The sequence below is a fragment of the Xanthomonas sp. BRIP62415 genome (genome assembly GCF_003993515.1).
GTDB lineage: Bacteria > Pseudomonadota > Gammaproteobacteria > Xanthomonadales > Xanthomonadaceae > Xanthomonas > Xanthomonas euroxanthea.
Genome location: NZ_QEZH01000012.1, coordinates 83,013 through 108,849, shown reverse-complemented (window position 1 = coordinate 108,849; position 25,837 = coordinate 83,013). Strand labels below are relative to the sequence as shown.

Annotated in this window: 22 protein-coding genes and 1 pseudogene; 10 read left to right on the top strand and 13 right to left on the bottom strand. The window is 67.5% G+C overall.

Features of this window, described 5'->3' with window-relative positions; translation table 11 throughout:
- Positions 1-7: 7 nt before the first annotated feature.
- Both kdpA and EO141_RS02945 read right to left on the bottom strand, forming a co-directional pair.
- A complete protein-coding gene (gene kdpA / locus EO141_RS02950; protein ID WP_127168503.1) occupies positions 8-1,822 on the bottom strand; it encodes a potassium-transporting ATPase subunit KdpA in 1,815 nt (604 codons plus the stop codon).
- 15 nt (positions 1,823-1,837) lie between these two features.
- Positions 1,838-1,930 carry a potassium-transporting ATPase subunit F gene (locus EO141_RS02945; protein ID WP_006452907.1) on the bottom strand — a complete coding sequence of 31 codons (93 nt, stop codon included), beginning with the start codon at positions 1,928-1,930 and terminating at the stop codon, positions 1,838-1,840.
- Between the two features lie 1,166 nt (positions 1,931-3,096).
- Here EO141_RS02945 and EO141_RS02935 point away from each other — a divergent pair.
- A complete protein-coding gene (locus tag EO141_RS02935; RefSeq protein WP_161960113.1) occupies positions 3,097-3,435 on the top strand; it encodes a hypothetical protein in 339 nt (112 codons plus the stop codon).
- Between the two features lie 39 nt (positions 3,436-3,474).
- Here EO141_RS02935 and EO141_RS02930 read toward each other — a convergent pair whose 3' ends face one another.
- Entirely contained in the window at positions 3,475-4,401 is a 927-nt protein-coding gene (locus tag EO141_RS02930) for a DMT family transporter (RefSeq protein ID WP_127168502.1), read from the bottom strand.
- Positions 4,398-4,622 (bottom strand): annotated as a pseudogene (locus EO141_RS02925) (phenazine biosynthesis protein PhzF); the annotation flags it as partial. The gene EO141_RS02930 and the pseudogene EO141_RS02925, both read right to left, overlap by 4 nt.
- Before the next feature lie 151 nt (positions 4,623-4,773).
- Here EO141_RS02925 and EO141_RS02920 point away from each other — a divergent pair.
- On the top strand, positions 4,774-6,183 hold the full coding sequence (locus EO141_RS02920) for a PLP-dependent aminotransferase family protein (protein ID WP_127168500.1): 1,410 nt from the start codon (positions 4,774-4,776) through the stop codon (positions 6,181-6,183).
- Positions 6,184-6,760: 577 nt separating this feature from the next.
- On the opposite strand, the gene fghA is transcribed toward EO141_RS02920, so the two are convergent.
- The 7 genes from fghA to EO141_RS02890 form a co-directional block, all read right to left on the bottom strand.
- A complete protein-coding gene (fghA, locus tag EO141_RS02915; protein ID WP_127168499.1) occupies positions 6,761-7,591 on the bottom strand; it encodes an S-formylglutathione hydrolase in 831 nt (276 codons plus the stop codon).
- Between the two features lie 58 nt (positions 7,592-7,649).
- Positions 7,650-8,225 carry an S-(hydroxymethyl)glutathione synthase gene (gene gfa, locus EO141_RS02910; protein WP_104586020.1) on the bottom strand — a complete coding sequence of 192 codons (576 nt, stop codon included), beginning with the start codon at positions 8,223-8,225 and terminating at the stop codon, positions 7,650-7,652.
- A 68-nt stretch (positions 8,226-8,293) separates the two neighbouring features.
- Entirely contained in the window at positions 8,294-9,403 is a 1,110-nt protein-coding gene (locus tag EO141_RS02905; RefSeq protein ID WP_104585998.1) for an S-(hydroxymethyl)glutathione dehydrogenase/class III alcohol dehydrogenase, read from the bottom strand.
- 63 nt (positions 9,404-9,466) lie between these two features.
- Positions 9,467-9,742, bottom strand: coding sequence for a formaldehyde-responsive transcriptional repressor FrmR (frmR, locus tag EO141_RS02900; RefSeq protein WP_016902624.1), 276 nt, complete (start codon positions 9,740-9,742; stop codon positions 9,467-9,469).
- A 278-nt stretch (positions 9,743-10,020) separates the two neighbouring features.
- Entirely contained in the window at positions 10,021-13,599 is a 3,579-nt protein-coding gene (locus EO141_RS02895) for a PAS domain S-box protein (protein ID WP_241236614.1), read from the bottom strand.
- Positions 13,600-13,954: 355 nt separating this feature from the next.
- Positions 13,955-14,248 (bottom strand): hypothetical protein, encoded by a 294-nt coding sequence (locus EO141_RS21310; RefSeq protein ID WP_164739038.1) that lies wholly within the window; start codon positions 14,246-14,248, stop codon positions 13,955-13,957.
- 234 nt (positions 14,249-14,482) lie between these two features.
- Positions 14,483-15,583: a glycosyltransferase gene (locus EO141_RS02890; RefSeq protein WP_104586006.1), complete on the bottom strand. Its 1,101-nt coding sequence runs from the start codon at positions 15,581-15,583 to the stop codon at positions 14,483-14,485.
- 137 nt (positions 15,584-15,720) lie between these two features.
- On the opposite strand from EO141_RS02890, the gene EO141_RS02885 reads away from it, so the two are divergent.
- The gene (locus tag EO141_RS02885; RefSeq protein WP_104649706.1) at positions 15,721-16,440 is read left to right on the top strand and encodes a response regulator transcription factor; all 720 of its coding nucleotides are present in this window, start codon (positions 15,721-15,723) and stop codon (positions 16,438-16,440) included.
- Positions 16,437-17,960, top strand: a complete 1,524-nt coding sequence (locus EO141_RS02880) for an ATP-binding protein (RefSeq protein ID WP_119130711.1) — start codon at positions 16,437-16,439, stop codon at positions 17,958-17,960. The genes EO141_RS02885 and EO141_RS02880 overlap by 4 nt, the downstream gene beginning before the upstream one ends.
- Positions 17,961-18,087: 127 nt before the next feature.
- Here EO141_RS02880 and EO141_RS02875 read toward each other — a convergent pair whose 3' ends face one another.
- The gene (locus EO141_RS02875; RefSeq protein ID WP_104586009.1) at positions 18,088-19,452 is read right to left on the bottom strand and encodes a glutamate--cysteine ligase; all 1,365 of its coding nucleotides are present in this window, start codon (positions 19,450-19,452) and stop codon (positions 18,088-18,090) included.
- Between the two features lie 312 nt (positions 19,453-19,764).
- Here EO141_RS02875 and EO141_RS02865 point away from each other — a divergent pair, with 312 nt between their 5' ends.
- Positions 19,765-20,601 carry a helix-turn-helix transcriptional regulator gene (locus EO141_RS02865; RefSeq protein ID WP_104649709.1) on the top strand — a complete coding sequence of 279 codons (837 nt, stop codon included), beginning with the start codon at positions 19,765-19,767 and terminating at the stop codon, positions 20,599-20,601.
- A 104-nt stretch (positions 20,602-20,705) separates the two neighbouring features.
- Positions 20,706-21,680, top strand: coding sequence for an MBL fold metallo-hydrolase (locus tag EO141_RS02860; RefSeq protein ID WP_127168497.1), 975 nt, complete (start codon positions 20,706-20,708; stop codon positions 21,678-21,680).
- Positions 21,681-21,752: 72 nt separating this feature from the next.
- Here the strand turns inward: EO141_RS02860 and yihA are convergent, their stop codons facing one another.
- Positions 21,753-22,376 carry a ribosome biogenesis GTP-binding protein YihA/YsxC gene (gene yihA, locus EO141_RS02855; protein ID WP_024939454.1) on the bottom strand — a complete coding sequence of 208 codons (624 nt, stop codon included), beginning with the start codon at positions 22,374-22,376 and terminating at the stop codon, positions 21,753-21,755.
- Positions 22,377-22,520: 144 nt separating this feature from the next.
- On the opposite strand from yihA, the gene EO141_RS02850 reads away from it, so the two are divergent.
- From EO141_RS02850 to EO141_RS02835, 4 genes are all read left to right on the top strand, one after another.
- Positions 22,521-23,321, top strand: a complete 801-nt coding sequence (locus EO141_RS02850; protein ID WP_164739036.1) for a c-type cytochrome — start codon at positions 22,521-22,523, stop codon at positions 23,319-23,321.
- Positions 23,322-23,417: 96 nt separating this feature from the next.
- A complete protein-coding gene (locus EO141_RS02845) occupies positions 23,418-24,068 on the top strand; it encodes a thiol:disulfide interchange protein DsbA/DsbL (RefSeq protein WP_104586010.1) in 651 nt (216 codons plus the stop codon).
- 91 nt (positions 24,069-24,159) lie between these two features.
- Positions 24,160-24,975: a thiol:disulfide interchange protein DsbA/DsbL gene (locus tag EO141_RS02840; RefSeq protein WP_115676077.1), complete on the top strand. Its 816-nt coding sequence runs from the start codon at positions 24,160-24,162 to the stop codon at positions 24,973-24,975.
- Positions 24,976-25,024: 49 nt separating this feature from the next.
- Positions 25,025-25,762 (top strand): endonuclease/exonuclease/phosphatase family protein, encoded by a 738-nt coding sequence (locus EO141_RS02835; protein ID WP_104533297.1) that lies wholly within the window; start codon positions 25,025-25,027, stop codon positions 25,760-25,762.
- Positions 25,763-25,837 lie beyond the last annotated feature (75 nt).

The window sequence follows — 25,837 nt, the reverse complement described above, 5'->3', positions numbered from 1 at the left end:
CAAACTCTCAGGACGCCGCCAGGGCGAGGTGTTCAGCGATAGGACCCAGCACCAGCGCGGGCATGAACTGCAGCACGGTGAGTACCAGCACGATCGCCATCAGGGTCAGCGCAAAGGTCGGTGTTTCGACCTGCAGGCTGCCGGCCGACTCGGGCGCACGCCGCTTCACGGCCATGCGCGCGGCCACCATCAGCGGCAGGATCAACGCGGGGTAGCGGCCCAATGCCAGCACCACCGAGCAACTCAGGTTCCACCAGTACGTGGCATCGCCCAGCCCCTCGAAACCGGAGCCATTGTTGGCAAAGGCCGAGGTGTACTCGTAGAACACCTGGCTGATCGCGTGGAAGCCGGGATTGGAATTGGCCGTCCATGCAGGCACCGCCAGTGCCACCGCGGTGAAGCCCAGCACCACCAACGGCTGCAGCAGGATCAGCAGCGCAAGCAACTGCACCTCGCGCGCTTCGATCTTGCGGCCGAACAGCTCCGGCGTGCGCCCGGTCATCAAACCGGCCAGAAACACGCTCAGCAGCAGATACACCACGAACTGCTGCAGACCGCAGCCGACGCCGCCCCAGATCGCGTTGATCAGCATGTCCACCAGCGTGACCAGGCCGCTCAACGGCGCCAGCGAATCGTGCATCGCGTTGACCGAGCCGTTGGAGGTCTGTGTGGTCAACGCCGCCCATAACGCGGACGCATCCGCGCCGATGCGCACCTCCTTGCCTTCCATCAGGGCAGGCGAGCTGGCGCTGGCCGAATGCGCTTCGGACCACAGCAACAGCGCGGTGGACGCGGCCGACATCGTCAGCATGGTGCCCAATACCAGGGCGGTGAGACGTTTGCGCCCGGTCAGGTAGCCGACCATGAACACCACGCTCATCGGCAACAGCACCAGCGCCAGCGTCTCCAGCAGATTGCTCAGCGGCGTGGGATTTTCCAGCGCCACCGAACTGTTGGGGCCGTACCAGCCGCCGCCATTGGTGCCAAGCTGCTTGACCGCGACCATCGCCGCAACCGGCCCGACCGGTATGGTCTGCTTGGGCATGCCGGCACTGCTGTCCAGCGGTGCGGCAGTGGCCGCACCCTGCAACGTGGAGGGCACGCCCTGCCAGCCAAGCAGCACCGTCCACAGCAGGCACAACGGCAGCAGGACGCGCACGCTGGCGCGGATCACATCGGCCCAGTAATTGCCGACATCCGCGTCCGGCAGGTCCTCCACGCCGGAACCCGACGGCTGCCGTCCCTGGCGCGGCATGCCCAGCTCCGGCTCGTCCGGCCCAGCCGTCAGTGACTTGGCGCCCGCTGTCGCAGGAGGCAGCAGCGTGGCATCGGACACCGTTGCGGCAACTCGCCCACCGAACAAAGCACGCAAGGTCGCCACCGCCAATGCCAGGCCCATCATCGGCGTCACCACCTGCAGGCCGACGATGCCGGTCATCTGCGCCAGATACGACAACTGCGCCTGGCCCGAGTAATGCTGCTGGTTGGTGTTGGTGACGAACGACACCATGGTGTGCAACGCGGTATCCCAGCGCATGTTCGGGACGGCGTCCGGGTTGAACGGCAGCCACGCCTGGGTCATGAACACTGCCCAAGTGAGCAGGCCAACCACCAGGTTGCTGAGCAAAAACGCCACCGCATAGCCGCGCCACGACATGCCCTGCTGTGGGCGGGTGCCGAGCAGTGCATACAGCGGCCGTTCGATCCAGCCGAACAGCGCATCGCCACGCATCGGGGCGCCGCGCATCACCGCCGCCAGATAGCGGCCAAGCGGCCAGGCCAGCACAATGGCCAGCGCATAGACAAGAAGAGTTTCAATCATTGGAGCGCACTCGCATCAGAAGTCTTCGGGGCGCAGGACCACGTACAACAGGTACGCAGCGGCAACGAGCACGGCCACGCCGCACAACAGGGACAACCAGGCAGGCATGTCGGCTACTCCTAGAGACGCGCGCAACGCGGCGCGATGGAGACGGTGTGCGGCGGCGCATGCAGCATCTGCGGGCCGACGAGGCAAAGCGCTGCCGCACCGCGCGCGCAGCGGCGATGGAGCAGACAGGTCAAGGGATGCATCGGAATCGTCCAGGGCGGAACCGCTCCGCCAACCTGCGCAGTGTCTTCCCTGGCTACGTAAAGTCGCTATGGACCTGCGACAGCCCTCGCGTAAATTCCGCATAAATGCTGCGCAGCGACGGTGTGCAGTCGCGTATCCCGACCGTGCAGCCGTTCCAGGCAACCACGACTTCTAGTTCGTCCACACCCTCCGGTGCCGACTCAGGACGACCAGCTTTTGAGTCGGGGCGTTATGAAGCTGTAGCAACGCTCTGCCGGTCGAGGGCGCGGCGCTCATCTGAAAAGCTGTCTGTCGTGCGGTGTGCATCAGACCCGGAGCCGATGCTTCAATGATCGAACAAGGCGCATCCAGCACTGCTCTTCCACGCACACCGACCAACTCGATAGGTCCTTGCCCGCCCACCGTCGCGGGACCTTACGCGGCATGGATGCCGCGTAAGAGCCTACATGGACGTACTTGCGGCGTGTCCTGCGATGGTGGGCGGGCAAGGGCCCTGCAGCAAACCCGCAGCATCGAGGGCGCGGCGCCCTCACCGCTTGCGGGACACGCCGTGAACCCATCCCTGGGGGCTCGGTGGCGGCATCCATGCCGCCACACGGTCCCGCAACCGGCAAGGACACCGCACCAGACAAGTGGTCGGCGCTCATCTAAAAAAGCTGTCTCTCATGCGGTGTGCATCAGACCTGTAGCCGATGCTTCAATGATCGAACAAGGCGCATCCAGCACTGCTCTTCCATGCACACCGACCAACTCGATAGGTCCTTGCCCGCCCACCGTCGCGGGACCTTACGCGGCATGGATGCCGCGTAAGAGCCTACATGGACGTACTTGCGGCGTGTCCTGCGATGGTGGGCGGGCAAGGGCCCTGCAGCAAACCCGCAGCATAGAGGGCGCGGCGCCCCAGCCACCCGCGGAACAGGCAGCAACTCCGCACTTGAAGACTCCCACATATGCGGCCTGTCGACGGAACGCTCACTGCCGCTGCACTAACGTGCCGGCGTCATCCATCAGAGTCCTTGCACATGCCTGTCAGCTACTCGATCAGCCTGCCCGACCCCAAGCTCGCCCGTGGCGGCGATGCCAGCGTGAGCTTCACCGCCCATGGTGCCGAGGCCTTTGCCGAACAGTTGCAGGCCGCCTTGCGTGATCCGGCCTGGTTCGATCGCTGGCGCCTGCTGCAGGCCGACCCGGATGCGGTGGACCCCAGCCTGGGCGTCACCGATCCCTCGGCGACGGTGACCGGCAAGCAGGGCGACCTGCGGATCGACCTGGTCGCCACCACCAGCATCCCCGGCGACCTGCTCAAGCAGCGCATGCAGGCCCTGGCCGGGCACCACTGGGAACTGCGCGACGTGCGTTGACTCTATTGCCGCCGTGCGTACAGCGCGGCGGCAATATCCTCAGGTCGGTGCGCCGTGTGCCACCCGCCGCGGCCAGCGCCATTTCAGATTCACCGCCAGCGTGCCAACCACGATCAGCGCCAGGCCCAACCACTGCACCGGCACCAATGCGTGGCCGTAGAGCAGATAGTCCAGCAATAGCGTCACCAGCGGATACACGAACGCCAGCACCGCGATCGTGGCCACATGCAGATGGCGATAGGACGAATAGAACAGCACATAGACGATGCCGCTGTGGATCACGCCCAGGCCAACCAGCCACAGCCAATGCAGGCCCGGATGCAATGCCGCGCCGCTGGAAAACCCGGCCAGCAGGAACGTGCCGACCCAGCACTGCACGGTCACCACCGCCAGCGGCCGCTCACGGCTGATGCGACGCGACATCAGCAACGAGGCACCGCACAGCAACGCTGCCAACAGCGTGAGCGCAATGCCGATCAGGTAGCCACGATCCGCCGCCTGCCACAAGCGTGCCGGATCTGCCGAGCAGGCCACGCCGACGAATGCCAGCAGCGTCCAGCCCAGATCGGCACGCCGCGTGCGCTCGCCCTGCAATAATGCGGCCAGGAGCAGCATCACGAACGGGAACACGTGGTAGACCATGGTCGCCACGCCGATCGACGAGCGCGCCATCCCCGCGAACAATGCCACCCAGTTCAACACCAGCAGCACGCCGCTGATGGTGGCATCACGCAACAGCGCACGCTCGCGCCACAGTCCTTGCAGCTGTCCACCGATCACTCCGCACACGCTGAGAAACAGCGCGCCGAACAGGCAGCGATAGAACACCGCCGTCACCGGATCCTGCCCGCTTTCGTGCACGAATACGCCGACCGATCCAATCAACACCTCGGCAACCAGCAATTGCCAGATCGCACGTCGCCCAGCGCCGGCCGATGCCGCTTGCACATACACGGGCGTGCTCATGGCGCAATGGTTCCCTGCAGATACTGGACGGCACTGCCGCGCACGTAGACGTGCTGCGGTACGACCCGGCACTGCAGTTCGCCGCCCCGCGCAAGGCCCTGCAGCGCAGTGAGCCGCGTGCTGACCAGCCGCTGTGCCCAGCGTGGTGCATGCGCGGCATCGATCGATTGGGTGAGCGGACCCTCGCCAACGCCATCGGAAGGGCGGAAATAGCGGGCAACAGCAAACACAGCAAGCAGCACGGCCAACCTCACGGACGAGAAGACATACCCGGCGTACTCACCGGGCACGCCCAGTCTGCAACGTGCTACACGACCATGACAGATTCAGATACGCTGCAAATCGACCAATACAGATGGGAGGCACCCGCAGATGCTGCTGTATGAATCGCTGGCCACGCAACTGCGGCAGCAGATCGAAGGCGGCACCCTGCGTGCCGGCGAGCGCCTGCCCTCGATCCGGCAACTGGCTGCCAACCATGGCATCAGCACCGCCACCGCCGTGCAGGCCTGCCTGCAACTCGAACGCGAAGGCCGCGTGCAAGCGCGCCCGCGCTCGGGCTACTTCGTGCGCGGCACGGCGTCTGCATTGCCGGCCGCAGCGCTCCTCCCGCGTCGGCGCAAACCGGGCATGGTCGACAACCCGGCCTTGCAGCGCGTGCTCGAGACCCTGGCGCGTACCGACCTGGTGCCGCTGCACACCGCAACGCCCGCGCCTGCGCTGTTGCCCACCGCGCACCTGGCCACAGCCCTGGCGCGGCAGTTGCGTCGCCAGCGCACGGCTGCGTTGGATTACGCACCGCCGCAGGGCCACGCCGCACTGCGCCGCCAGATCGCACAGCGGTATGCACACTGCGCAACCACCGTCGATGCCGACGAAGTGGTGATCACCGCCGGCGCGATGGAAGCGATCAGCCTGGCGCTGCGCACGCTCACCGCACCAAGCGATGTGGTACTGGTGGAAACACCCACCTATCACGGCATCCTGCAGGCGGTGGCCGCGCTGCGCCTCAAGGTGCTGGAGGTACCCAATCGCCCCGGTCACGGTATCGATGTCGCACGTGTGGATGCGCTGCTGCAGCGCACCCCGGTGCGTGCGGCAGTGCTGATCCCCAACTTCAACAATCCAAACGGCAGCCTCACTCCCGACAGCGCCAAGCGCGCATTGCTCGACAGCTGCGCCCGCCATGGCACGGTGGTGATCGAAGACGACATCTATGGCGAACTGGATTGGTCGGGCCAGCGCCCGCGCCCGCTGCGCCACTTCGACACCCATGCCAACGTGATCACCTGCGGCTCGTTCTCCAAGGTGCTGTCACCCGGCTTGCGTGTGGGCTGGTTGCTCGGTGGCGACTGGACCGACGCCCTGGTACGCGCCAAGTACTTTTCCACTGTCGGCAGCGCCAGCCTGCCGCAACTGGCACTGGCCGATTATCTGGCGCAACACGATCTGGAACGGCACCTGCGCAAGCTGCGCCGCACGCTGGCCGACAACGGGCAGCGGCTGCGCGATGCAATCGTGCGGCATTGGCCGCAGGACACACGCGTGGGCGACCCGGCCGGCGGGTTATCGCTATGGCTGCAATTGCCCGACGCCGGCAGTGGCCAGGCCCTGTTCGAAGCCGCGCTGGCAGAACGCATCGGCACCTCGCCCGGCCATCTGTACTCCAGCCGTGGCGACTACGCAGATCACCTGCGCCTGACCTGTGGCCAGCCGTGGAGCGATACGCTGGAGCGCGCGATGCGGCGGCTGGGCAAGCTTGCGGCGCAAGTGGCGCGTTAGCCGTTCCTGGTGGTTCGCATCAACTTGCGTGCTGGCTGGACGCGCGGTCATCCAGGCAACGCCGTCATGCCCTGCTTGCACCATGCACAGCGACCATCCTGACTGGTCCTTGCCCGCCCACCGTCGCTGGACCTTACGCGGCATGGATGCCGCGTAAGAGCCTACACGGATGTACTTGCGGCGTGTCCCGCGAGGGTGGGCGGGCAAAGGCCCCGCAGCCACGCGCAGATCGGCTCCTCTACAAGGCCAGCTACCCGCTCCACCGGGCGTCGCCCGTCCCTCATCCGCCAGTGAGCCCGTACCCTCATCCGCCCCTGCGGGGCACCTTCTCCCGAGGGGAGAAGGGACCCAGGCCGCACGTCAGCCGTTTTACCAGCTGGCCTCCCCTCCGCCGGGCTTCGGCCCTCCCCGCATCCGCCCCTGCGGGGCTCCTTCTCTCGGGGGAGAAGGGAGTTCAGCTCGACACCTTACTCATGCCACGGCGCGCGCAATACGGCAGCGCGGCAACGCAACGCGATGCGCACCACCGCCATGCGCCGTCTCATGGCACGCAGCACCACCCGCTTGCCCAAAACGATCAACCACGCAACGCCGCGGCATGGTGTGCGATGTGCTCGCCGATAAAGCTGGCGATGAAGTAATAGCTGTGGTCGTAACCGGGCTGCAGCCGCACCGTGACCGGGTAGCCGGCCGCGGTGGCGGCCTCTTCGAATAGCGACGTCTTCAGCTGGTTCTCGAGAAATTCATCGCCATCGCCCTGGTCGATCAACAGCGGCAGGCGCTCCTGTGCCTGTGCGATCAACGCAGTGGCGTCGTACGCCTGCCACGCTGCGCGGTCCGGCCCCAGATACTGGCCAAACGCCTTCTCGCCCCATGGCACCAGGCTGGGTGCGACGATCGGCGAGAACGCCGACACGCTGCGATAGCGGCCGGGATTCTTCAATGCGATGGTCAGGGCGCCATGGCCGCCCATCGAGTGGCCGCTGATCGCGCGTGCACCGGTGGTGGCAAAGCGCGCTTCGATCAATGCCGGCAATTCGTTCACCACATAGTCGTACATGCGGTAATGCGCCGCCCACGGTTGCTCGGTGGCATCGACGTAGAAGCCGGCGCCCTTGCCGATGTCGTAGCCGTCCGCGTCGGCCACATCGTCGCCACGCGGGCTGGTGTCGGGGGCGACCAGGATCACGCCATGCTCGGCCGCGTAGCGCTGCGCGCCGGCCTTGCTGATGAAGTTCTGTTCGGTGCAGGTCAGGCCGCTGAGCCAGTACAGCACCGGTAGCGGGCCATCGGCGGCCTGCGGCGGCAGATAGACGCCCACCTGCATGCTGCAGTTCAAGCTCTGCGATTGATGCCGATAGACATCTTGCCAGCCGCCGAAGCAGGCATGGTGTTCGATACGTTCCATGAGATTCCTTCGATAAGAACCTGCGGCCGGCATGCGTGCCGGCCGCGGGGTTGGGCGATCAGTGCAGCAGGCCCTTCTTGCGTGCCACGTTGGCAGCCAGTGCATCCATCAATCCCGGCGACAGGCAGTCGTACGGGGTCAGCCCGAGCTCGTTGAGACGGGCGCGCACGCCGTCCATGGCAGCCGGCGGCGTGCCGGTTTCGATGATGGAGGACACGAACGCCGCAAAGCCCGGCGGCGACCAGCCCGACTGCTGCGACAACTCGGTATGGATGAAGTCCAGACCGTAAAACGCGTGTTCCTTGTCTTCGATGCGACCGAACATGTGCACGCCGCAGCCGGTGCATGCATGCCGCTGGATCGCCGCAGTTTCGTCGACGACCTTGAGCTTTTCCGCATGCGCGGTCACCGTGACCTTGTCGCGCGGCACCACTGCAATCACCGAAAATGTCGCGCCTTCCGGCTTCCAGCATTTACTGCAGCCGCAGGCGTGGTTGTGCGCGGTCTGCGCAGCCACGTCCACGGTCACCTTGTCGCTGGCGCAGTGGCACGCAAGGGTTCCGCCCTGAAAACTTTCCGCACCTCCACGCGCTACACCACTGTCTACCGAAGGATGAATCGAGACGCTGGTCATCATGCCCCTCCCGGAGTATCGGGTACCACGTGCGCGGAAGCGGCCGCGCGCCGATTCTGGCCGTACGGTCAGAAATGAATCACGGTGCGGATCGACTTGCCTTCGTGCATCAGGTGGAAGGCCTCGTTGATCTCTTCCAGCGGCATGGTGTGGGTGATGAACGGGTCGAGATCGATCTCGCCCGTCATCGACTGCTCCACCATGCCCGGCAACTGGGTCCGTCCCTTGACTCCGCCGAAGGCCGAGCCGCGCCACACGCGGCCGGTCACCAGCTGGAACGGACGGGTGCTGATTTCCTGGCCTGCACCGGCCACGCCGATGATGACGCTCTCGCCCCAGCCCTTGTGGCAGCACTCCAGCGCCGACCGCATCACATTGACGTTGCCGATGCACTCGAAGCTGAAGTCCACGCCGCCATCGGTCAACTCGACGATGACCTCCTGGATCGGCTTGTCATAGTCCTTGGGGTTGATGCAGTCGGTGGCGCCCATGCTGCGCGCCAGGTCGAACTTGCCCGGGTTGGTGTCGATGGCCAGGATGCGCCCGGCCTTGGCCTGCACCGCGCCCTGGATCACCGCCAGACCGATGCCGCCCAGGCCGAACACCGCCACGCTTTCGCCCGGCTTGACCTTGGCGGTGTTGTGCACCGCACCGATGCCGGTGGTGACGCCGCAACCGAGCAGGCAGACCTTTTCCAGCGGCGCGTCCGGGTTCACCACGGCCAGCGAAATCTCCGGCACCACGGTGTACTCGCTGAAGGTGCTGCAGCCCATGTAGTGGTAGATCGGCTCGCCGTTGTAGGAGAAGCGCGTGGTGCCGTCGGGCATCAGGCCCTTGCCCTGGGTGGCGCGCACCGCCTGGCAGAGGTTGGTCTTGCCGGACAGGCAGAACTTGCACTTGCGGCATTCGGCGGTGTACAGCGGGATCACGTGATCGCCCACCTTGACGCTGGTCACGCCCTCGCCCACTTGCTCAACAATGCCGCCGCCTTCATGGCCCAGCACGGACGGGAAGATGCCTTCCGGGTCATCGCCAGACAGGGTGAATGCATCGGTGTGGCACACACCGGTGTGGGTGATGCGGACCAGCACTTCGCCGGCCTTCGGCGGTGCGACGTCGATCTCGACGATTTCCAGCGGCTTGCCGGGTCCGAATGCAACTGCTGCACGGGATTTCATGTGATGGCGCTCCTGACGATGAGATTCAAGGACGGGCACGGCATGCGCCGGCCCGGTGGGAGTTCATTTGAGGTAGGACCGGACCAGCCCGAGCAATTCCTGCACCCGCTCGGCACGCTGCGCATCGGAAGCGGCGGCGTGGCCGAAGTCTTCGCGGATATGCGCTTCGAGCACCTGCGACATCAGTCCATTGACGGCACCCCGGATCGCGGCGATCTGCTGCAGGACAGGGGCACAGTCTGCGCCCGCCTCCAGCGCGCGCTCAAGCGCGTCGCATTGCCCGCGCAGGCGTCGCACACGCGCAAGCGCGCGCTTTTTCTCCTGTGGCGAATGCGGCATGGCGCCCCCGGTCAAATACTGGGGGGTAGTATATGGATCCGCTCGAAAAAAGCCACGCCTGCGAACACGCCTGCCCGAACAAAGCCCGGGCGGCCGCAGCCGGGACCGGGCGGCCGCCGCTACACCTTTCGCGTCAGCCATGGCGCTGCACGTCCATCCAGGCGCCTGCAGGTGATCGACGCGTTGTATCGGGGTGCTGTGGATTCCGCGCGCCGGCAGCCGCCGTCGTTGCACTGCAGCACGGCACTGGCCGGCATGTGCAGGCGCGGCACGCAGTGTCAGCCCTCGTCGCGGTCCAGGCGCATGCTCTCCGACACCGGGAGTTCGATGGTGCAGCGCACCCCGTCCGGCCCCAGCACGTAGGTGGTCTCGGCCTGCAATTGGTATGGCAGCGCACGTTCGATCAACTCGCGGCCGTAGCCGGACCCTTGCGGCGCCTCGCCAGGCGCCGGCATGTGCACGCCGGTCTCGCTCCACTCGATGCGCAGGCGGGTGCCCTGGGCCGGACGCAGCAAGCGCCAACGCACCTGCAACTGTCCGCCGGCCTGTGCAAGCGCGCCGTACTTGGTGGCGTTGGTGGCCAGTTCGTGCAGGGCCAGCGCGAAGGTCTGCACGGTGCTGGAGCGCAGACGCACGCCGTCCGGGCCGTCCAGGGTGACGCGGTCGCCATGGCCGTGCGCATCAATCGCGCCCATCGCCGACAGCTCGGCCCGGATCAATTCATCGAACAGGATGCGATCGCCTTCGTTCAGGCGCGACAGCAGCCCCTGCACACGCGCCAGGGCGTCCAGGCGGTCGTTGTAGATCAGCGTCAGCTCGGCGATGGTCGTGCTGCTGCGTTGCGTGCGATTGAAGACCACGCGCACCACCCCCATCAGATTGCGGGTGCGGTGCTGCAGCTCGGCCAGCAGCACCTGCTGGCGATCTTCCCACTGCCGTCGCCGGGTCACGTCCTGGCCGATCTTGAGATAGCCCAGCGGCTCGGCGCTGCCGTCGCGCAGCGGCCGCGTCGCGCCTTCGATGAAGACGCGCCGGCCATCCTTGCGTTGATGCCAGCGAACATTCGGCGCGCCGCCGGTGTAATGCGCCTGCTCGATCTCGCGCTGCGGCACGCCGGTCAGGCGGTCCTCGGCCACGAAGGTCATTGCGATGTGCTGGCCGATCGCCTCCTCGGCGGTCCAGCCGAAGACCGCTTCGGCACCCGGCGGCCAGGTCTGGATATGCCCGCGCGTATCGGTGGTAAAGATTGCGTAGTCGAGCGCGCTCTCCACGATCACCCGGTAGCGCTCTTCGCTTTCGAGCAGCGCGGCCTGTGCGCGCGCACGCTCCAGCGCCGCCCAGGTGCGCTCGGCGGTCTCCTCCGCCAGGCGGATCTCGGCCGCACTCCAGTTACGCGCGGTCCGTTGATTGACCACGAAGGTGGCCACCAGCTGGCCGCCCTTGATCAGCGGCACCACGATCAGCGCGCCGATCTCGTGGCCCGCATAGGCCGGGCGCCGATCGTCGGGCAATGCAGGGTCAGCGACGGCATCGCGCACCACCCAGGTCTGCGCGTCGAGCAGCCAGGGCATCGGCCAGTCCGTCGACGCGAAGCGACGCGCATGACTGGTTTCATCGGGCTGATGCCAGTCGCGTTCAACCACGTACTGGTGCGCCCTGGCATCCACGTCCACGTAGTAGGCGCGGCCGGCGTTCAAATGCTCGCCGAGCACGCGCGCGGCCTCGGCCTGGATGGCGGCCGGATCGGGCAGCGGCCGCAAGGCGTCGGAGAGTTTCAGCAGGAAGGCGTTGCGGTCCTGCACCTCGCGTAGCGCCGCCTCGGTGAGCTTGCGGTCGGTGATGTCGAGTACAAACTCGAAGCCGGTGCCATCCGGCAGGCACTTGGACGCAAACAGGGCCCAGCGCCGGGTTCCGTCCTTGCACAGATATTGGCGCTCGTAAGGCGTGGCACTTCCCTTGCTCTTGAGCTCCTCGAAGGCCTGCTCGCACACGCCCCTGAATTCGGGTGGCGTCAGCGCCTGCCAGGAAAGCGTGCCCGCTTCCACGTCGGCACGGCTGTAGCCGCTCATCTTCAAGAACGTGTCGTTGGCATCGGTGAGGCGACCGCCCATGTCGAAATACGTCGCGCCGACGGTTTCGATCGTCAACGCGGTGCGGAAGCGTTCTTCGCTGGCACGCAGCCGCTCGTCGGCCCGGCGCTTGTCGGAGATGTCGCGAAAGTAGACCGACATTCCGCCATCGTTGGTGGGGTAGATGCTGACATCCACCCAGTACCCCAATGCCGGCGACACGGTTTCCAGCCTGACCACCTGGCGGGTCTGCGAGGCCTGCACATAGGCCTGATACGGCAGCGACCCGATCGAATCGGGAAATTGTTCCCACAGCAAGGTCCCGAGCAATTGATCGCGCGCGCGCCCCCACAGCAACTCGGCCTTCTGGTTGATGTAGGTGAAGCGCCCGTCCGCATCGACGCCGTAGAACGCATCGGAAATGCTTTCGAGAATGTCGCGATTGCGCTCGGCAAGCGCGCCCACCTCCATCTGCACCCGGCGTTGCGCAGTGACATCCTGCAACACTGCAACGCCACCGGTGACGCGGCCGGCTTCGCGCAGCGCTACTGCGGTAATCCGCAACCAGCGCTGTGCAGCGTCATGGGGATCGAGGAAGTCCACCGGCGCGATCGTGTCTTCGCCACGCAGCGCGCGGGCGCAGGGAAAGTCCTGGATCGCAACCGCCTGCCCTTGCTGATCGACACCGGCGCGCGGCTGCTCCAGCGGCGGCGCGCACGAGGGGACCCGCGCAGCCAGCTGGTCCCGCAGTTGTGGATTCCGGTAGGTGAAGCGACCTTGCAGATCGAACAGGCCGATCCCGATGGGGACCTGGTCGAGCACGTACGTCAGCCGCGCCTCGCTATCGCGCAGGCATTCCTCGGCCTGCTTGCGCGCCGTGACGTCGGTTCCGGCACCGAACCACTCGGTGATGCGTCCCTCCGCATCCAGTGCCGGGACCGCCTTGGTCGCCATCCACGCAATGCTGCCATCGGCGCGTCGTACCCGGTGCTCGAACACGATCGCGCTGCGCGAGCGGATTCCTGCATCGATCCTGCTGCGCACCAGCGCCTGATCCTCTGCGGGAATGTAATCCATGATCCACGAACGGCTGGTCGCCGGCGCATCGGCGGCGCGCGTGCCGGCGGTCAGCTGGTGCATCTCGTCCCAGTCCGCACTCATGCGGTAATACACCTCGGAACTTGCCGCCGACAGCGCGGCCAGCCGCGACTCGCTGGTACGCAATGCCAGCTCGGCCCGATAGCGCTCGATGTAGTCGGCGGCCGTCCATGCGAGCAGTTCGAGCAATCTGAGTTCGTGTTCCGCGGGCCGATACGGCACGGTGAACTGGGTTCCGAGCAATCCCAGCAGGCCACCGGCACGATTGAACAACGGGGTGAACTGGGCAGCACGGATGCCGCTGCACAGCGCTGCCTCGTAATCGGGCGTTCCCTTCAACGGGGTGAAGGTTTCGATGTCCTCGATCACCAACTGCCGGCGTTCGCGCCGCACGGTGTCGCAGGTGGCCTGGAAACCGTCTTTCAGGAATTGCTGGACGAAGGCGCTGCGTTCGTCATGTCCGCGATAGACGCGCAACTCCATCTCGCTGCTGTGTGCGCTGACCAGTTGCACGCAGCCGCAGTCGGTACGCGCGAAGGCGCAGGCAAGCGCGGTGATGTCCTGCAGCGCGATACGGGCGTCGGCCTGTGCCGCCAGGCTGACCTGCAAGGCATGCAGGCGACGCATGCCGGCGAGTTCGTCCTGCAGTGCCGCGTTGTCCTGCCTGGTGTTGTCGGGCATGGCACTCATCGTGTCCGGCCCTGGCCTGCGCCCATCGCGATCGATCATTCGTACCGGGTGAGCCCCCACAGTGCGCACTCGATGGCGAAGGGCTTGTCAGTAGCGTGCTCGACACAGCGGGTTGTTGCCGGTGCCGCGCGTGCGGACAAGACGGCTGAAGCGAAGCCGAGGGGAATCGTTTAATTCGGCCTGCCGGCTGCCGGACCTCCGGTGCAGAGATCGCCAAGCGCGGCAAGCGTCCGCTTCGCTCGGGTTGCGCATTACAGCGAGCAGGGCGACTGTCGCACGTGCGGAGTTCACCAGCTGCAGCATCGCCGCGGGTAGCTGGCAGCGACGGTGGACGTGATCTCCAAGACCAGCAGGATCAGCCATGCCGGGGCGGCGGCCCGAAACCCTGGGCCTGCAGGCATTGCAGCAGCGCTGGCGATGGCGGGCCGAGGGACGATGCGTCAGGCGCAGCCCATGCGATGCCTTGCACGGTGGCACATGCCTGCAGCGCGGCGTCGAAGTCGGAATCATGGGGTGGCGGGCCACGACGCGCCTGTGGCGGCGCAGGCGGCGGCCCGCCGGCAGGCGCGCCGCAGATACTGGCGCAGCCGCCCAGGCCGAGCACTGCCAGCAGTGCGGTGATGGCGGCTGTGGTGCGTGTCTGGACCATCGTCGATCTCCCTGGCTGGATGGCGCACATGCGCGTCCTGCACGCACATGGCACTGCGGGATGTCCCCGCTTGGTCAGGGAGAGCCTCGCATCGCGCCATGTCGTGCATTTGCCGCTGCGCGCCGCCCGCTGGCGTACGCCGCCACGCGGCGCACAAGGCCTGCAACCACGCGGGCACCGGGCGCTGCAGGCGATATGCCCGGACCGTGGTGAAGGCCAGGCCGGGCGGACGTGTCAGTTTTCGACGATTGCCGGGGCCACGCCCGCGCTGACGTCCGCCACCTCTGCGGGCAACGACGCCAGCACCGCAGTGCGAAAGCGCGCTGCGAATGCGGCATTGTTGGCCTGGTAGAACGCGCGCGCATTGGCCGACAACCGATCCAGCTGCGCCTGCGGCAACGCCAGCGCGGTTTCCACCGCCTGCGCGATGCCCGCCGCATCCACGTAGTAGTACGACGCCAGACGCCGCTGGCGCACCTCGGCCACCGGGATCAGCACGCCGTGCTCGGGCCTGACCAGTTCGTTCATCGGCTCACCGTCGGTGGCCAGGGTCACCGCGCCCACGCTCAGCGCTTCCATCAGGTAATGCCCGAAGCCTTCGGCCTCGGACGGACACAGATGGAACAGATGTGCGTTCTGCAGCCGCCGCAGTTCGGCATCGTCGAGATAGCGGACGCGGTGGTCGATGTTCGGCGCCACCACCGGCTTGCCGGCGGTACGCGGGCTCTGCACCACCGTCAGCAGCGGCCACTCCGGATGCCGTTGCCAGGTCTCCAGCAGCACCTGGGTGCCCTTGGCGGTGCTGCGCCCGGCCAGGTGGAAGAACGCACGCTGACGCGGGACCTGCGCATCGTGGCGATCCGGGCTGGTGAAGCCGATGAAGCGCGTGGTGCAGCCCAGGCTGCGAAAAATCCGCTCCGCGTGATGGGTCTTGCACAGCACCGCGTCGAACTGCGGCAGCCGTGGCAGCCACTTGGGCAGCAACCACTCCGGATTGGGCACCAGCAGGTTGGTCTGGCCCAGCGGCAGGCAGCGCGCATACACACGCTCGGAAAAGATCTGCACCGGCACCCGCCCGAACAGCGCGCGACTGGCCCACAGACGGGCTTCGCGCGCGGTGTCGTGCAGCCGCTGACTGGTGAAGCCCACTTCCTGCACCGGGATGCCGCCGGCGCGCAGCGTCTGCGCCATCAGCACCATGTCCCGGGTCAGGCCCACGCCGTTGTCGCGGCTGATCACCCGCATCATCGGAAACGCCTTGTCATGCGTACACTCGCCATTGCAGCGGCGCAGTGTCGTTTGCCCGGTTTCCTGCACGATGTTCCGTTCTGTCATGGTGCGTCACGCGTGTGCCAAAGGTTGACAAATTCAATCATTATGATGCGTGCTCCAGCCTTGCAACTGCGAGCACCATGTATCCGGTAGCCACCACCCTGCGCGGGCCAAGCTCCGCGCCACCGACGATGACCTCCATGGACATGCAACAACCCTGCGTTCTCGTGGTCGACGACGACCCGGACCTGCGCAAGCTGATCGGCGAGTTCCTCAGCGCCCACGGCTACCAGGTCGAGGTTGCCGAAAACGTGGCGGAGATGCGCAAGCGCATCGCGCAGCGCCGCCCGGACCTCATCGTACTCGACGTGATGATGCCGGGAGAAGACGGCCTGAGCGCGGCGCGGGCGCTGGCCAGCGAGCGTGGTTCACCTGCGGTCATCATGCTCAGCGCGCTGGGCAACGACACCGACCGCATCATCGGCCTGGAAGTGGGTGCCGACGATTACCTGGCCAAACCCTGCAATCCGCGCGAGCTGCTGGCGCGGGTGCGCGCCCTGCTGCGCCGCAGCCAGGCCAGCAGCGAGCAGGCCGACCAGCGCGGCAACGTCTACGAGTTTGCCGGCTGGCGGCTGGACGTGGTCCGCCGCGACCTGCGCGACCCCACCGGCATCTTCATCAACCTGTCCGATGGCGAGTTCGCGCTGCTGCGCACCTTCGTCGAGCATCCGCAGCGGGTGCTGAGCCGCGACCAGTTGCTGGACTACGCCCGTGGCCGGGACACCGACGTCTACGACCGCGCCATCGACAGCCAGATCAGCCGCCTGCGCCGCAAGATCAACGAGCGCGTGCATACCGAGTTGATCCGCACCGTGCGCAACGAGGGCTACATGCTGCTGCCGGGCGTTTCGCGTCTGTGAGCAAACCGGCACGTCGCGGGCTGTCGATCTTTGCCCGGACCTTCGTGTTGCTGGCAGTGGCGCTGCTCACCGCCCAGGCGGTCGGCATCGCGCTGCTGGTGATGCGCACCCCGGTCTACGAGCCGCCGGTGCATCCGCCGGAGGTGGTGGCGCTGCTGTCCACCCGCATGCCGGCCGGCACCCAGACCCTGACGGTGCGCGAATCGGCCCAGGCCCCGCTGCCGCCGGCAGGCCATGTGCGCGATGGGTTTGCGGAAATGCTGCTGGCCCATTGGCTGGATGTCCCCGAACAGCGCGTGCGCTTCTACCGCAGCGCCGACGATCGCCAGGGCCCGCAGCTCGGCATGGCGCGGCCGCCGCGCATGCCCGACCAGCCGCAGCGCCCCCGGGCCGCTGGCGGCGATGCCAGCCCCGCCGGCAATCGCCGCGATGCCGCGCAGCGATCGCCGCCAGCGCCAGGCGCCTGGCCGGGCGATCGTGCCCCCGGCACCCCGCCGGTCGGCAACGGGCTGGGTCCGGACGCTCCCCCTGCCGCCTGGGAAAGCGAGCGGCTGACCCCGGGCGTGCCGTTGCTGGATGGCTTCACCGCCGCGCTGCAGCAGCCCGATGGCCGCTGGCGCACGGTCGAATCGCCGCCACGGCAGCTGTCGGCCGAGTTCAAGACCCACGTGGTGCTGCTGTTCCTGGCCGGCCTGCTGGCCAACGTGCCGCTGGCGTGGTGGTTCTCGCGTGCGCTGTCAGCGCCGATCAAGCGCTTTGCCGAGGCCGCCGACCGGCTGGGCCGCAATCCGGATGCGGCCGCACTGCAACGCAGCGGCCCGCCGGAGATCGTGCGCGCGGCCGACTCGTTCAATGCAATGCAGGCACGCCTGAATCGCCTGATCAACGAGCGCACCCACATGGTGGCGGCGATCGCGCACGACCTGCGCACGCCGCTGGCACGCCTGTCGTTCCGCCTGGACGGCCTGCAGCCACCGTTGCGCGACAAGGCGCTGGCCGACATCGACGAGATGAAGGCGATGATTTCCGCCGCGCTGGATTTCATCCAGAACGATCGCCACCGCGGCAAGCGCGCGCCGCTGGATCTGCGCCTGCTGGTGGAAAGCGTGGTCGACAATGCCACCGACATCGGCGCCGATGCCGAACTGCTGCCCGGCCCGGAAATCACCCTGGATGGCGACCCGCTGGCATTGCGTCGGGCGGTGATGAATCTGCTGGAGAACGCGCTGAAGTACGGCAAGCGCGCGCGCCTGCAGCTGCAGCGCGATGGCGAGGACGGCGTGCTGTGGATCGACGACGACGGCCCCGGCATCGACCCGACCCAGCGCGACCAGTTGCTGCTGCCCTTCGTGCGCGGCGAGTCCTCGCGCAATCGCGACACCGGCGGCATCGGGCTGGGGTTGTCGGTGGCGCACAGCATCGTGCTGGCGCATGGCGGCGACCTGCGCCTGGACAACCGTGCGGCAGGTGGCGGCCTACGCGTGACGGTGCGCCTGCCGTGCATGCCGGAGCGACGCTAAAGCCGGGCGGGAATGCGGTCTTGCGCATGCGCGCTCGGCGGTACCGTCGCGCCCGGGTCCATGCCTGCCAGCAACGCGCCGCGTGCCAGCCCGGCGAGGCGCTACGGCTGCGGCACTCCGCAAGCGCTCAGTACGCGAACTCGCGGAACACCCGATCGATGTCGCCGTTCCATGCACCGTGATACAGCGCCAGCTTGCGCTCGGCGGCGGTCACGCCGCTCTCGGCGATCTCGGCGATCACGTCCACAAAGCCGGTCTCGTCCTGGCCATCGGCATTCAGCCGCGCACGCCGGCGCAGGCCCTCGCGGGCGATCTTGACCGCTTCCACCGCCAGCTCGCGCAGCGTGCCGTTGCGGAATGGCAGGCCGAGTGCCTGCCTTGGCACCCCGTCGCGCAGCGCGTGACGCTCGGCGGTGCTGAAATCCTTGACCAGATCCCAGGCCGCATCCAGCGCGGTGTCGTCGTAGAGCAAGCCGACCCAGAATGCCGACAGCGCACACAGCCGATCCCACGGGCCGGCGTCGGCGCCGCGCATTTCCAGGTACTTCTTCAGACGCACTTCCGGGAACGCGGTGGTCATGTGATCGGACCAATCGCGCAGCGTCGGCAACGCGCCCGGCAGTGCCGGCAACCGGCCCTGCATGAAATCGCGGAAGCTCTGCCCGCTGGCGTCGACATAGACGCCGTCGCGGTAGGAAAAATACATCGGCACATCGAGCAGGTAATCGACGTAGCGCTCGTAGCCGAAGCCGTCTTCGAACACGAAATCCAGCATGCCGGTGCGATCGGCATCGGTGTCGGTCCAGATGTGCGAGCGGTAGCTCAGGTAGCCGTTCGGCTTGCCTTCGGTGAACGGCGAATCGGCGAACAACGCGGTGGCGATCGGTTGCAGCGCCAGCGACACGCGGAACTTCTTCACCATGTCCGCTTCGGTGGCGTAATCCAGGTTGACCTGCACGGTGCAGGTGCGGGTCATCATGTCCAGGCCGAGCGAGCCGACCTTGGGCATGTAGTTCTTCATGATCTGGTAGCGGCCCTTGGGCATCCACGGCATTTGGTCGCGGCGCCACTTCGGCTGGAAACCCATGCCCAGGAACCCCAGCTGCAACTCGCCGGCCACCTGGGCCACTTCGTCCAGATGGGTGCCGGTTTCCACGCAGGTGTGATGCAGGGTTTCCACCGCCGCGCCGGAGAGCTCCAGCTGGCCGGCCGGCTCCAGCGTCACCGAGGCGCCGTCGCGCAGCAGCGCGATGGTGTGGCCGTTTTCCTGCACCGGCTCCCAGCCGAAGCGGGTCAGGCCGGTCAGCAGCGCCTGGATGCCGCGCGCGCCTTCGAACGTGGGCGCGCGCAGGTCGTCGAGCTGGAAGCCGAACTTTTCGTGCTCGGTGCCGATCCGCCAGTCAGCACTGGGCTTCTCGCCGGAGGCCAGCACCTGGACCAGTTCCGCGCGTTCGGTGATCGGCGTTTCGGCAACGTGGCTGGGACTCGACAAGGGCAGGCTCGCAGGAAAAATTTAGGGGAACGATGTGGGGGTCCTCCCCTGCCACCGCAAGGCCCGCACTATAACCGCAGGGCATGGAAAGAATTGCTGCCATCGACCGGGTCTGAGATTTCCATCCATGCGCACGGCGTGGCCGACGCAGCAGCAAGCGCGACCCCACCGCCCGAGGGCGGGCGTGACGGAGGGTGCGGCAGGCCGCAGCCGTTCACGCTGAACACGGCCACCCGCAAATCCCCGCAGGCAGGATGCACGGCGTTCGATCACCCAGGCCGCGCACCCGCGATCCTGTAGCATCGCCCGGCCATGACCGTTGCGCCCACACCCACCGACGCCCTGCTCGCGCAGATGACCACTCTGATGCACTGCGAGCGCGCCGACGGCTACGCCTGCGTGAGCGCACGGCGCGAACACGGGGCGCGCTCGGTGGACCTGACCCAGCCGCAGTTCGCGATTGTGCTGCAGGGCCGCCAACAGGTGCGCAGCGCGACCCAGTCGCTGCAACTCGTGCCGGGCGATCTGTTCCTGGCGACGCGCCGTTGCCGGATCGATCTGATCAACACGCCCGACCCGCAGACCGGGCTCTACATGAGCGCGGTGGTACCCCTGTGCGAGGAGGCACTGGCCGCTGCGCGCGCGTTGTGGAACGAGCCGCTGCCCGAGGCGGGCGCCGACATCGCGCGGCTGCCGGCGATCGATGTCGCACTGCCGCTGCGGCAATGGCGCGATGCGCTGCAACGCGGCCTGTATACCGAAGCACGCCTGGCGCTGGCCTCACTGGTCATCCACGTGTGCCGTCGCGGCCATGGCGGCCTGCTGCTGCCGCCGGCGCCAAGCATCGCCGAGCAGGTGCGTACGCTGATCGTCGCGCAACCGCAGCGGGCGTGGCGCTCGCGCGATATCGAAGACAGCCTGGGCATCAGTGGCGCCACCTTGCGCCGGCATCTGGCCGCCGAACAACGCTCGCTGCGCGAACTGATCACCGATGCGCGGCTGGCGCACGCGATGGCCCTGCTCTACAGCACGCGCTGGCCGCTCAAGACCGTGGCCGCGCGCGCCGGCTATCGCTCCACCCGCAGCTTCAGCCAGCGCTTCCAGCAGCGCTACGGGCTGGACCCGGCCAGCATCGGCAATAGCCGCTAGGGCGCCAACGCGAGCGCTTGGCGCAGCGCATTGAGCGAATCGCGCAGCTCGCTGCCGCCAGCATGGCGACACCGCGGCAGTTGCCGCCTGTCCTGGAGTTGCTCATGTCTGTTTCCGTCCTGCGTACGCTGGTGCCGCTGTTACTGGCCGCAAGCGCCACGCTGGCGCACGCCGCTGCGCCCGCATCCACCCACGCGCAGGTTCCCGGTTTCTACCTGCAGCGCATCGGCACGCTGCGCGTCACCGCGTTGTTCGACGGCCGCGTGGGGCTGACGCGTCAACAACTGTCCAATGTGGACCCGGCAGAGCGCGACCGCCTGCTTGCGCGGGGCTACGTGCCTGAAGACGCCAAGGGGCTGCAGACCGCAGTCAACGCCTACCTGATCCAGGACGGCAGCCACCTCAGCCTGGTCGATACCGGCACCGCGCAGTGCCTGGGGCCCGGCCTGGGCCAGGTGCTGGCCAACCTGCGCGCCGCCGGTGTCGACCCCGCCCAGGTCGACGATGTGCTGCTCACCCACGCGCATCCGGACCACCTGTGCGGCCTGCTCGATGCGCAGGGCACACCGGCCTTTGCCAACGCCACGGTGTGGCTGTCCGACGCCGATGCCGCGTACTGGCTTGATCCCGCCTCGGAGGCCGCTGCCGCGCCGACGCTGCAGTTCGCCTTCCCGTTGGCGCGCGCGGCCGTCGCGCCCTATCAGGCCCAGGGTCGGCTGCGCCGTTTCCAGCCGGGCAAAACCACATTGCCGGCCGGCATCACCGCCCTGGACAGCCAGGGCCACACGCCCGGCCACGTCTCCTACCGCTTCGACGGCGGCGCTGGCAGCACCCTGCTGGTGTGGGGCGATGTGTTGCACTACCACGCCGTGCAGTTTGCCCAGCCGGACGCATCGTTCGAGGCCGACAGCGATCGCACCAAGGCAATCGCCGCACGGCGTCGCCTGCTGGCGCAGGCCGCCGACGGCCGCTGGTGGGTGGCCGGCGCGCATCTGCCGTTCCCGGGCCTGGGCCATGTCCGCCGCGAGGGCGCCGCGTTCGCCTGGGTGCCGACCGAGTTCGGCCCGGTGCCACAATGAAAAACGGCGAGCCCTGGCTCGCCGTTGTGGGCTGTCTGCAGGGCCAGGCGTCATCCGCCAGCCCGGCCCGGCTCACTCTGCGGCAGGCGCCGCGACGTCCAGGCCCAGCCAGCCGCCGACGATGCCGCGCAACTCGTCCACGCCCTGGCGCGACTCGCCCGAGTAGGTCTGCACGGTCACGCTGTCGCCGAAGCGCGAGGTCACTTCCTTCTTGACCTTCTGCAGAGTCTGCATCTGCTGGCCACGGCCGAGCTTGTCGGCCTTGGTCAGCAACCCATGCGCGGGCAGGCCGCGCTCGGCCGCATAGCCGAGCATCTGCAGGTCGTAATCCTTGAGCGGATGGCGGATGTCCATCACCACCACCAGCCCGCGCAAGGCCTCGCGGGTGCGGAAATAGCGGTCGATGAAGGCCTGCCAGTGCGCCTGCAGGTCCTGCGGCACCTTGGCGTAGCCGTAACCGGGCAGATCCACCAGATAGCGCTCGGGCTGGATCTGGAAGAACACCAGCTGCTGGGTGCGGCCAGGGGTCTTGGACACGCGGGCCAGCGCGTTCTGGCGGGTCAGCGCATTGAGCGCGCTGGATTTCCCGGCGTTGGAGCGGCCGGCGAAGGCGACCTCGTAGCCGCCATCGTCGGGCAATTGCCGGGCGTTGTGGGCGGACAGGTGGTAGCGGGCTTGTTCGATAAGGAGCGACATCTCCCTAGGATCGCACGTTCGGGGCCTGACGGTTTTGCTGCACTGTTCGTTGACCCTGGCGCAAAGGCGTGTCGATAATCGAAGCACGCCTGCCACAGCCAGCACCCAACGCGCGCGGGCCGGGTCCATACGGAGCTTTAGCTGATGCGCCATGCTCGTGTGCTAGTCCTCGCCGCCGTCGCCGTGCCGGTCATTGCCGCCGTGGCGTTTGCGCAATCGGCAGTCACGCCGATCCCCGATCCGCCGCCGGTGCGCATTGCCCCGCTGGAGGTGGACCTGTCCAAGACCACCTGGGGCGATGCCAAGGCCGGCCAGGCCAAGGCCGCCGCCTGCGCGGCCTGCCACGGCCCGGACGGCAATCCGGCGGTGGCCATGTACCCGCGCATCGCCGGCCAGACCGAGCGCTACGTGGCGCACCAGGTCGCCCTGATCGCCAGCGGCGAGCGCAATACCGGCATGTCGGCGGTGATGGTGCCGTTCGTCAAGGACCTTACCGCGCAGGACATGCGCGACCTGGGTGCCTATTTCGCCACGCAGAAATCCGCCGCCGGCGTGGCCGACGACGCGGTGGTCAACGAGGGGCCGTACCAGGGCCTGAAGTTCTACGAGGTCGGCGAGAAGCTCTACCGCGGCGGCGACATCGCGCGCGGTGTGCCGGCCTGCATGGCCTGCCATGGCCCGGCCGGCAGCGGCAATCCGGGCCCGGCGTATCCGCGCCTGGGCGGCCAGCATGCCGAGTACGTGGCGCGGCGCCTGAAGGAATACCAGGCCGGCACCACCCAGGAGCGCAACCCGGCGCTGTTCAATATCATGGCGCAGGTGGCGCACCCGCTGACCGAGCAGGAGATCCAGGCGCTGGCCAGCTATCTGCAGGGTCTGCACGACCGCGCCGACGATGCGGCCGCCGCGCAGCAACCGCCCACAGCAACGCCCGCACGCTCATGAACTGACTGCCGCAACCGCCACACCGTGTCACGACGCCGGTCCCGCGACCGGCGTCGTCGTTTCCCGCTCTCCCCTCCCCATCCCCACGGAGCCCGCATGAATCTGCTTTCCCGTCTGTCCCTGCTGCTGTTGGTGCTGCTGCCGCTGGCGGCCTGCGCCGCCGACAAGAACGCCCCGCCGGTGGAAGGCGACGACTACATCGTGATCGACGGCGGCCAGCCGTACGCGCCACTGGCCGGCAAGGTCGAAGTGACCGAAGTGTTCGGCTACACCTGCCCGCACTGCGCGCACTTCGAGCCCACCCTGGAGGCCTGGGTGGCCAAGCAGCCGTCCTATGTGCGCTTCACCCCGGTGCCGGCGGCATTCGGCGGGTTCTGGGATGCGTTCGCACGCGCCTACTTCGCCGCCGACATCCTGGGCGTGGCCAAGCGCAGCCATCGCGCCATGTTCGAGGCCATCCACGAAAAGCAGACCGTGCCGACCCAGAACGTCGCCCCGGAGGAACTGGCCGCGTTCTACGCCGGCTACGGCGTGCCGCAGCAGCGCTTCATCGAGACCTACAAGAGCCAGGCGGTGGATGCCAGGCTCGATGCGGCGCGCGAATTCGCCAAGCGCAGCAAGCTCCCGGGCACCCCGGCCATCATCATCAACGGGCGCTACCTGATCGGCGCGCGCAATTACCCGGACATGCTGCGCGTGGCCGATTACCTGATCGCCCGCGAACACGCCGCGCCTGCCAAGCGCTGAACCGCGTAACCGCCACCAACGGCCGCCCGTGGCATCATGCGCCCCGCGGCCGTCCGGCCCTTTCCTCGCCCCACGCTGGAGATCCAATCCGATGAAGACCCGCTTCGCCCTGACGCTGATGGCGCTGCTGCCGATCCTGGTCGCCTGCAAGGCCCAGGACGGCTCGTCCGATACCGCACCTGCCGCCACCACGCCGGCCGCCGAGACGGCACCTGCTCCGGCCGCTGCCACGCCGGCCGCCGACCCCGCCGCGCCGCCTGCCGTAGGCGAGAGCGCCAGCACCGCGCCGGCCGCCGCGCCCAGCGCCGCACCGCGCGCACCGAACGGCCCCGAGCCGGTCGCCGGCACCGACTATCTGGATATCGAAGGCGGCCAGCCCTATCAGCAGGCTGCCGGCAAGATCGAAGTGGCCGAAGTCTTCGGCTATGTCTGCCCCGCCTGCAACGCGTTCCAGCCGCTGATCGGGCCGTGGAAGGCCGGCCTGCCGTCGGACGTGCATTTCGTCTACGTGCCGGCGATGTTCGGCGGCCCGTGGGACGACTACGGCCGTGCGTTCTACGCCGCCGAAACCCTGGGCGTGCAGGAAAAGACCCACGAAGCGCTGTACAAGGCCATCCATACCGAGCAGACCCTCAAGGGCGAGCGCGGCAAGGATTCGGTGCAGGACATCGCCGCGTTCTACGCCAAGTACGGCGTGGACCCCAAGACCTTCATCGACACCATGAGCAGCTTCGGCGTGTCGGCCAAGACCAACCGTGCCAAGCAGTTCGCCACCCGCAGCAAGCTCACCGGCACCCCGTCGCTGATCGTCAACGGCAAGTACCTGGTCAAGGGCCAGAGCTTCCCGGACATGCTGCGCATCGCCGATCACCTGATCGCGCGCGAACGCGCCACGCTGGCCAAGTGATCCTGTCGATCGCAGCCCCGTGAACGCTTCGGATTCGCGCACCCTGCGGGTGCTGACGGCCAATATCCAGGCCGGCTCCAGCACCCGCCGGTACAGCGACTACGTCACGCGCAGCTGGTCGCATGCGTTGCCGCTGGGCAGCAAGCGCACCAGCCTGGACAGCATCGCCAAACTGGCCGGCGAGCGCGACATCGTCGGCCTGCAGGAGGCCGACCCGGGCAGCCTGCGCTCGGGCTTCACCAACCAGACCCACTATCTGGCCGAGCGCGCCGGCTTCCATTACTGGAGCCACCAGCCCAACCGCCGCATGGGCGGGGTCGCCTCCAGCGCCAACGGCTTGCTGAGCAAGCTGGAACCGCTGGAAGTGCAGGACCATGCCCTGCCCGGCCGGATCGGCGGGCGCGGCATCCTGCTGGCCAAGTTCGGGCAGGGCCGCGAAGGCCTGGCGGTGGCAGTGGCGCACCTGTCGCTGGGCGCCAATTCGCGCATGGCGCAGCTGGCCTTCATCGCCGAGTTGTTGTCCGAGCATCCCAACGCGATGTTGATGGGCGATTTCAACTGCATGGCCGACCGGCCGGAAATGCAGGCGCTGTATCGGCACACGCGCTTGCAACCGCCCAGCTGCGAGGTGCATACGTTTCCGAGCTGGCGTCCGGACCGGGCGATCGACCATATCCTGGTCAGCGACAGCCTGACGATCGAACATATCGAAGCGATTCCCGCAGCGTTCTCCGACCATCTTGCGGTCGGCATGGATATCCGCGTGCCGCTGCACCTGCTGCGCTGACAGCCACGCAAAGTGGCTACGGGTTCGCACTGGCGGACTCGACCGATGACACCCCCTCGACGCCGCCTGTGCGAT